The sequence below is a fragment of the Pseudomonas sp. NPDC089534 genome (genome assembly GCF_044749305.1).
GTDB classification, from domain to species: domain Bacteria; phylum Pseudomonadota; class Gammaproteobacteria; order Pseudomonadales; family Pseudomonadaceae; genus Aquipseudomonas; species Aquipseudomonas ekonensis.
Genome location: NZ_JBIVHR010000155.1, coordinates 1 through 7,683, shown reverse-complemented (window position 1 = coordinate 7,683; position 7,683 = coordinate 1). Strand labels below are relative to the sequence as shown.

Below are 7,683 nucleotides of genomic sequence, written 5' to 3'. Positions count from 1 at the left end.
ATGCTGATCTACCTGGCGCTGATGGCCGAAGCCTTCATGGGCTACCTGCTGCCATGGGGCCAGATGTCGTACTGGGGTGCCCAGGTGATCATCTCGCTGTTCGGTGCGATCCCGGTCATCGGCAACGACCTGACCCAGTGGATCCGCGGCGACTACCTGATCTCCGGCATCACCCTGAACCGCTTCTTCGCCCTGCACGTGGTGGCCCTGCCGATCGTCATCCTCGGCCTGGTGGTGCTGCACATCCTGGCGCTGCATGAAGTCGGCTCGAACAACCCGGACGGCGTGGACATCAAGAAGCACAAGGACGAGAACGGCGTACCGCTGGACGGCATCGCCTTCCACCCGTACTACACCGTGAAGGACATCGTCGGCGTAGTCGTGTTCCTGTTCATCTTCTGCTTCATCGTGTTCTTCTTCCCGGAAATGGGCGGCTACTTCCTCGAAAAGCCGAACTTCGAGCCGGCCAACCCGTTCAAGACCCCTGAGCACATCGCGCCGGTCTGGTACTTCACCCCGTTCTACGCGATCTTGCGTGCGGTTCCGGACAAGCTCATGGGCGTCATCGCCATGGGGGCGGCCATCGCGGTGCTGTTCGTCCTGCCGTGGCTCGACCGCAGCCCGGTCAAGTCGATGCGCTACAAAGGCTGGCTGAGCAGGATCTGGCTGGTGGTGTTCTGCATTTCCTTCGTGATCCTCGGCATCCTGGGGGTTCTGGCGCCGACGCCGGGCCGTACCTTGCTGTCGCAGGTCTGCACCATCCTGTATTTCGCCTACTTCATTCTGATGCCGTTCTACACCAGGCTCGAGAAGACCAAACCGGTTCCGGAAAGGGTGACTGGCTGATGAAAAAGTTATTTGTTGCTCTGATTCTTGCTGCATTGCCTGTGCTGTCCTTCGCGGCCGAACACGGTGGCCCCGAGCTGGAAAAGGTCGACATCGACGTCTCCGACAAAGCGGCCCTGCAGGACGGTGCGCGTACCTTCGCCAACTACTGCATGGGTTGCCACAGCGCCAAATACCAGCGTTACGAGCGTGTGGCCGATGACTTGGGCATCCCTCACGAACTGATGCTGGAGAAACTGGTGTTCACCGGCGCCAAGATCGGCGACCACATGAGCATCGGCATGCAGCCGGCCGACGCCAAGACCTGGTTCGGCGCCGCGCCGCCGGACCTGACTCTGGTGGCCCGCGTTCGCGGCACCGACTGGCTCTACGGTTACCTGAAGTCGTTCTATGAAGACCCTGCACGCCCTTGGGGCGTGAACAACAAGGTCTTTCCGAACGTGGGCATGCCTAACGTGCTGGTCGGTCTGCAAGGCCGCCAGGTCGTGGGCTGCAAGCAGGTGCAGATCGTCGACGACGGCAAGAAGCAATACGATCCGTTGACCGGTACGCCGCTGACCCACGAGGCCTGCGACCAGCTGACCATCGTGCCGAAGACCGGTACGCTGAACGAAGAGCAGTTCGATGAGAAGGTGAAGAATCTGGTAACCTTCCTGGCTTACTCGGCTAACCCGGTCAAGCTGCAGCATCAGCGCATCGGTACCTACGTCTTGCTGTACCTGGCGTTCTTCTTTGTGTTCGCCTACCTGCTCAAGCGTGAATACTGGAAAGACGTGCACTGATAACGCTTCAAACCATTGCTGTTGATCGCGCGCGCCCAAGGGCGCCTCCGGTAACGCAAGGTCTGGTTGGCCAGGCTTTGCGGGAGGCGCCCTCTGGGCGCGCGTGCTTTTCCGGTTCCGATCAATTCAACAAGCGAGGAGGATCGCCATGGGCGTGACCAATCGGTTGGCCTGTTACTCCGACCCCGCCGACCACTATTCCCACCGAGTGCGCATCGTGCTTGCAGAGAAGGGTGTCAGCGCCGAAATCATTTACGTGGAGGCTGGCCGTCAGCCGCCTAAACTGATTGAGGTAAACCCTTACGGCAGCCTGCCCACCCTGGTCGACCGCGACCTGGCGCTGTGGGAGTCGACTGTGGTGATGGAGTACCTGGATGAGCGTTACCCGCACCCGCCGTTGATGCCGGTCTATCCGGTGGCGCGTGCCAACAGTCGCCTGCTGATGCACCGCATCCAGCGTGACTGGTGTGGTCAGGTGGATCTGATTCTGGATCCGCGCTCCAAGGAGGCGGCCCGCGTGGTGGCGCGCAAGGAGCTGCGCGAAAGCCTGACAGGCGTTTCGCCGCTGTTCGCCGACAAACCGTTTTTCCTCAGTGAGGAACAAAGTCTGGTGGACTGCTGCCTACTGCCCATACTCTGGCGTTTGCCGGTCATGGGCATCGAACTGCCGCGGCCGGCCAAGCCGTTGCTTGATTACATGGAGCGCCAGTTTGCGCGTGAGGCATTCCAGGCGAGCCTGTCTGGTGTCGAACGCGACATGCGCTAAGGCTTAAGGAGCCGCTATGAATTCCAGTCGACCTTATCTGGTCCGCGCGCTCTACGAGTGGATTGTGGACAACGACTGCACCCCGCACATGCTGGTCAATGCCGAATACCCGGCGGTGCAGGTGCCGCAGGGGTTTGCCAGTGACGGGCAGATCGTCCTGAACATTTCGCCCAATGCCGTTCGCCATCTGCACATGGACAACGATGTCGTGACCTTCGAAGGTCGCTTCGGCGGCGTCCCGCACAGCCTGTATGTGCCGATCGGCGCTATCCTCGGCATCTATGCCCGGGAAAACGGCCAGGGCATGGTGTTCGATCTCGAGTCGCCCATGGACGACGAAGACGACATCGAGCCGGATGACGAAGTGCCGCCGCCGGACAGCGAGCCGCCGCGCCCGAGTGGCCGGCCAAGCCTGAAAGTGGTGAAGTGACAAAAAAGGCGATCCAACCGGATCGCCTTTTTTGTGCCCCTCAGAAACGGGGCTGTCAGCTCTGGTGCCTGACGGTCGTCAGTCGATGTACTCGAACAGCTTCACGATCTTCTGCACGCCGGAAACCCCTTGAACCAGGTTGGTGGCCTGGGCGGCCTCCTGCTTGGTCAGCAGCCCCAGCAGATAGACGATGCCGTTCTCGGTCACGACCTTGATGCGCGAGCCCGGAATGTTGGCGTCGGTGAGCATCTGGGTCTTGATCTTGGTGGTCAGCCAGGCGTCGTTCTGGCGGGCGAGCAGGGAAGACGGCTGGATCACCTGCAGCTCGTTGTGCACGGTCTTCACGCGCTGCACGTTGGCGGCCGCCTGTTCGGCCTTGGCCTTGAGGTCCGCGCGCGGCGTCTGGCCGGCCAGCAGCACCACGCCGTTGAAGCTGGTCACGACGATGTGCGAATCCTTGTCCAGGCCGACATCGGCCTTGGCCACGTTGACGCCGACTTTGGTCTCGATCAGCGAGTCGTCGATCTTGCTGCCGAAGGTGCGGGTGCCGCGGTCGTCGTCGATGGGGGCTTCGCGGCTGGCGTTCACCACCGAGGTGCAGCCGCTGATGCCGAGGCACAGGGTCAGGGCCAGGAGGCCGAGGCGATTAGGGGTCATTCTTCACTCCCGAACAGTTGGCTGTCGATCAGATCGCAAAGGCAATGGATCGCCAGCAAGTGGACTTCTTGAATACGTGCGGTGACGTTGGCCGGAACGCGGATCTCGACGTCTTCGGGCAGCAGCAGGGAAGCCATGCCGCCGCCGTCGCGTCCGGTCAATGCTACGACAATCATTTCGCGGTCATGTGCGGCCTGGATCGCCTGAATGATGTTCGCCGAGTTGCCGCTGGTCGAAATCGCCAGCAGCACGTCGCCCGGCTGGCCGAGGGCGCGGATCTGCTTGGAGAACACTTCGTTGTAGCTGTAGTCGTTGGCGATCGAGGTGATCGTCGAACTGTCGGTGGTCAGGGCGATGGCCGGCAGGCTCGGGCGTTCGCGCTCGAAGCGGTTGAGCAGTTCCGAGGAGAAGTGCTGGGCGTCGCCGGCCGAACCGCCGTTGCCGCACGACAGCATTTTGCCTTCGTTGAGCAGGGCGTTGACCATCACCTGGCTGGCTTGCTCGATGTGCGGTGCAAGTACGTCCATCGCCTGTTGCTTGGTGTCGATGCTGGCTTGAAAGAGCTGGCGAATTCGGGATTGCATGTCCATCTGGGTGACCTTAATTGGCGCGGCTGTCCGGCACGTGAATGTGCAGCCCGCAAAGCAAAGAGCAAAAAAGTGTTGGGTGAAAATGTCCGGGGCGCTGCCGGCGGTCAACTGTCGAAAGCATTCTGCAGCCAGTTCAGTTGATCGGGGCGGCTGTCGATGGCCACCACGTCGAAGCGACAGGGAGAATTGGCCCAGCGCGGTTCGCGCTGAAGAAAATACTGTGCGGCGAAGATCAGTTTTTGCCGTTTGCGCTCATCGACGCTGTCGAGTGCGCCACCCCATTGAGTGTTCTTCCGGTAGCGGACTTCGACGAATACTACTGTATCGCCATCGAGCATGACCAGATCAAGCTCGCCGCGTTTGCAGATCCAGTTCTGCGCCAGCAGGCGCAGACCCTGGTGCTGCAGATGCTCGAGCGCCTGGCGCTCGGCATCCTTGCCGCTTTGCTGGGGTGACCTCTCGGGCATCAGCGCGGGGTGTCCGGCAGGCGCTGGACCTGGCCGCTGACGAACTCTGCCCAAGGCAGTTGGCGCACGACGCGCTGGCTCTGGGTCATGCCCAGGCTGCCCGACTGGCCTTCGATGCGGCTGTCCGGCATGGCCTTGAGCTGGCCCAGGCGCGGCGCCAGGCGGTAGGCGTCAACGCCCATGGCATACAGGCGGCCGAGGCTGCCGGCGGCTTGCGGCCATTGTGCGGTGACCTGCTTGCGCAGCGGATCGTTGGCGTCCAGCAGCCAAGGCGTTTCGCAGAAGCGGATGCCGTTCATGTCGTTGTACTGGTTCACGTCGCCGCTGGCGCTGAACACGTGGGAGGTGGCGTAGACCGGCACGTCGCCGGCGTACTGGAAGTTCAGGGTCGGCTTGATCTGCTGGGCCTGCTGCGGCGTGGCGGCCAGGAAGATGAACTCGATGTCCTGGCGGCGCGACGGCTGCGCGGCGACGTTGGTGCCGGCGGCGTTCTGCAGGCTCTTGGCGCGGGCCTCGCTCTGGCGCAGCTGGAACATGTCAGCGATCTGCTGGGCCAGTTGCACCGGCTGGTCGACGCGTTCGGTGGCGACGATGCTGCCGCCGTTGGCTTGCCAGTCTTGGCTGAACGCGCGCAGGACGCGGTCGCCCCATTCGCCGCGCGGCACCATGACGGCGGCGCGGTGCAGGCCGTCGGCGCGGGCGCGTCGGGACACTTCGCGGGCTTCGTCTTCAGCGGCCAGGCCGAACTGGAACAGTTGCGCCGGGCCTTGGTCGCCTTCGCTGTAGTTCAGGGCCAGGGTGGTGATCGGCAGTTGCGGGCGGGTGCTCAGTTGCTTGACCAGCGGTTTCTCCAGCGGGCCGACGACCAGCTGCACGCCGTCGGCCTGGGCCTTGCGGTAGAACTCATCGAGGTTGGTCAGGCGCGAGCTGTCGTAGAACTCGATGGCCGGCGGTTTCTGGCCGGCCTGCTGAGCCTGGTAGTGGGCGGCCATGAAGCCGTCGCGCAGCGCCTTGCCGACCGAGGCCAGCGGGCCGTCCTGCGGCAGCAGCAGGGCGATCTTGCTCAGGGGCTGGCTGGCCAGTTCCTTGAGCTTGGTCAGCGGCAGCGGCAGGGTGATGGCGGCCGGGTGCTTGGGATGCTGCGAACGCCAGGCGTCGATGGCGGCCTGCTGCTGTTCCAGGGTGCCGGCGGTCTTCACGGCCAGGGCCAGGCTCATCCAGCCGCCGAGGTCGTCGGTGGCGTTGGCCTGCAGTTGGTCGGTCGGCAGCGAGGCGATCAGCGTCCAGATCGCTTCGTGGTTCTTGGCGGCGGCTTCGCCTTCGAGCATCGGCGCGATGAAGATGCGCTCGCGGGCGGCGGCCAGGGTCTGGCCGTCGGCCTCCAGGGCGCGGGCATGAACGGTGCCGGTGCGCACCTGCTGCGCCTCGGAGAGTTCGCCCAGGCGTTGCAGGCTCGGATGGCTCAGGGCGGTCAGTGCGGCCTTCGGCTGGTTGCGGGTCATGGCCAGTTCCGCCGACAGGGTGGCGGCGAAGACCTGCTGGCCGGGCTTGAGCTGCTCCATCGGCACTTGCTGCAGGATCTGCGCGGACTGCCCGGCATTGCCTTGGCGATAGGCCAGGTCCGCGGCGCTCAGGCGCAGCAGGGCGGCCTTGTCCGGGGATTTGCTCTGGGCGGCCTGTTCGAGCAGTTGCTCGATGCTGGCGTCCGGAGTCCGTGGAAGTTCGCCAAGGCTGGAGGAGGGGGAGCTGGCGCAGGCCGCCAGCAAGGCAGCAAGGCAGAGGGCAGTGAGCAGCCGCAGACAAGCGATCATGTAAGTGTTCCTGAATACTCGATCAAATTAGCGTGGAATTGTACCCAAGCACTGGCCGGGGCGCGATGTCGCCGGTACGAAACCGTTAATTTATCCGCAGCAAATGTTGCGGCGTCACGGAATTCGGCGGCGGGCCCCGTCGATCCAAAACACGTCGCCCGTCGCCTGACGCGCTACAATGCCGGCTTTTACCGATCTTGAGGTGCGCGCTTTGACTGCTCCAGGTGCTATGAATTCCGCTGCCGGCTCGCTTTATGTGGTGGCGACGCCCATCGGCAACCTGGACGACATCAGTGCCCGTGCGCTGAAGATCCTGCGCGAGGTGGCGTTGATCGCCGCCGAGGACACCCGGCATTCCCAGCGGCTGATGCAGCACTTCGGCATCAATACGCCGCTGGCGGCCTGCCACGAGCACAACGAGCGGGACGAAGGCAGTCGCTTCATCACCCGTCTGCTGGCGGGCGACAACGTGGCGCTGATTTCGGACGCGGGCACGCCGCTGATCTCCGATCCGGGCTATCACCTGGTGCGCCAGGCGCGTGCGGCCGGGATCGATGTGGTGCCGGTGCCGGGCGCCTGCGCGTTGATCGCCGCGCTGTCGGCGGCGGGGCTGCCGTCCGACCGTTTCATCTTCGAGGGTTTCCTGCCGGCCAAGGCGGTGGGGCGCAAGGCCCGTCTGGAGGCCATCAAGGAAGAGCCCCGCACCCTGATCTTCTACGAAGCGCCGCACCGCATCCTCGAATGCCTGCAGGACATGGAGGCGGTGTTCGGCGCTGAGCGTCCGGCGCTGCTGGCCCGCGAGCTGACCAAGACCTTCGAGACGCTCAAGGGCTTGCCGATGGCCGAGCTGCGGGCGTTCGTCGAGGCGGACAGCAATCAGCAGCGCGGCGAGTGCGTGGTGGTGGTCGCCGGCTGGACGGCGCCGGAATCGGATGAGGCGGTCAGCGGCGAAGCCCTGCGCATCCTTGACCTGTTGCTTGAGGAGATGCCGCTCAAGCGTGCGGCGGCCCTGGCGGCGCAAATCACCGGTGAGCGCAAAAACGTCCTGTATCAGGTGGCGCTGGAACGGCAAAAGGGGACGTAACCCGTCGCGCAGACGGCTCTGCTGGCCATTAGCGCTTGTTCTTCGGGCGCTCTGCCGTTAACCTGCGCGGCGGAGAGTCGATCGGACAGTCGCTGCCCCCTATGAAAATTAGGGGGGGGAGGAAAGTCCGGGCTCCATAGGGCGAAGTGCCAGGTAACGCCTGGGAGGCGCGAGCCTACGGAAAGTGCCACAGAAAACAACCGCCTAAGCGCTTCGGCGCTGGAGTGGTTTGACGGCGCTCACTTGAAAT

At 63.8% G+C, this 7,683-nt stretch carries 9 protein-coding genes and 1 other RNA gene; 6 read left to right on the top strand and 4 right to left on the bottom strand.

Annotation, left to right across the window (positions count from 1 at the left end; all coding sequences use genetic code 11):
- The 4 genes from ACIP0B_RS27360 to ACIP0B_RS27345 all read left to right on the top strand — a co-directional run.
- Positions 1-846 (top strand): cytochrome bc complex cytochrome b subunit (locus tag ACIP0B_RS27360; protein WP_400838099.1); only part of this gene is annotated, 846 nt, incomplete at its 5' end.
- The gene (locus ACIP0B_RS27355) at positions 846-1,628 is read left to right on the top strand and encodes a cytochrome c1 (protein WP_400838096.1); all 783 of its coding nucleotides are present in this window, start codon (positions 846-848) and stop codon (positions 1,626-1,628) included. The genes ACIP0B_RS27360 and ACIP0B_RS27355, both read left to right, overlap by 1 nt.
- A gap of 148 nt (positions 1,629-1,776) precedes the next feature.
- Positions 1,777-2,394, top strand: coding sequence for a glutathione S-transferase N-terminal domain-containing protein (locus tag ACIP0B_RS27350; RefSeq protein ID WP_085584824.1), 618 nt, complete (start codon positions 1,777-1,779; stop codon positions 2,392-2,394).
- Between the two features lie 16 nt (positions 2,395-2,410).
- A complete protein-coding gene (locus ACIP0B_RS27345) occupies positions 2,411-2,824 on the top strand; it encodes a ClpXP protease specificity-enhancing factor (protein ID WP_400838093.1) in 414 nt (137 codons plus the stop codon).
- 78 nt (positions 2,825-2,902) lie between these two features.
- Here the strand turns inward: ACIP0B_RS27345 and ACIP0B_RS27340 are convergent, their stop codons facing one another.
- The 4 genes from ACIP0B_RS27340 to ACIP0B_RS27325 form a co-directional block, all read right to left on the bottom strand.
- Positions 2,903-3,481, bottom strand: a complete 579-nt coding sequence (locus ACIP0B_RS27340; protein WP_085584828.1) for a BON domain-containing protein — start codon at positions 3,479-3,481, stop codon at positions 2,903-2,905.
- The gene (locus ACIP0B_RS27335) at positions 3,478-4,071 is read right to left on the bottom strand and encodes a phosphoheptose isomerase (RefSeq protein WP_007928463.1); all 594 of its coding nucleotides are present in this window, start codon (positions 4,069-4,071) and stop codon (positions 3,478-3,480) included. Before ACIP0B_RS27335 ends, ACIP0B_RS27340 begins: the two co-directional genes overlap by 4 nt.
- 104 nt (positions 4,072-4,175) lie before the next feature.
- The gene (locus tag ACIP0B_RS27330; RefSeq protein WP_400838089.1) at positions 4,176-4,538 is read right to left on the bottom strand and encodes a YraN family protein; all 363 of its coding nucleotides are present in this window, start codon (positions 4,536-4,538) and stop codon (positions 4,176-4,178) included.
- Positions 4,538-6,349, bottom strand: coding sequence for a penicillin-binding protein activator (locus ACIP0B_RS27325; RefSeq protein WP_400838086.1), 1,812 nt, complete (start codon positions 6,347-6,349; stop codon positions 4,538-4,540). Before ACIP0B_RS27325 ends, ACIP0B_RS27330 begins: the two co-directional genes overlap by 1 nt.
- Positions 6,350-6,578: 229 nt before the next feature.
- Between ACIP0B_RS27325 and rsmI the strand changes: the two genes are divergently transcribed.
- Together rsmI and rnpB are read left to right on the top strand one after the other, a co-directional pair.
- Positions 6,579-7,433, top strand: a complete 855-nt coding sequence (rsmI, locus tag ACIP0B_RS27320) for a 16S rRNA (cytidine(1402)-2'-O)-methyltransferase (RefSeq protein ID WP_400838083.1) — start codon at positions 6,579-6,581, stop codon at positions 7,431-7,433.
- Positions 7,434-7,506: 73 nt separating this feature from the next.
- Positions 7,507-7,683: RNase P RNA component class A (rnpB, locus tag ACIP0B_RS27315), an RNA gene on the top strand; the annotation flags it as partial.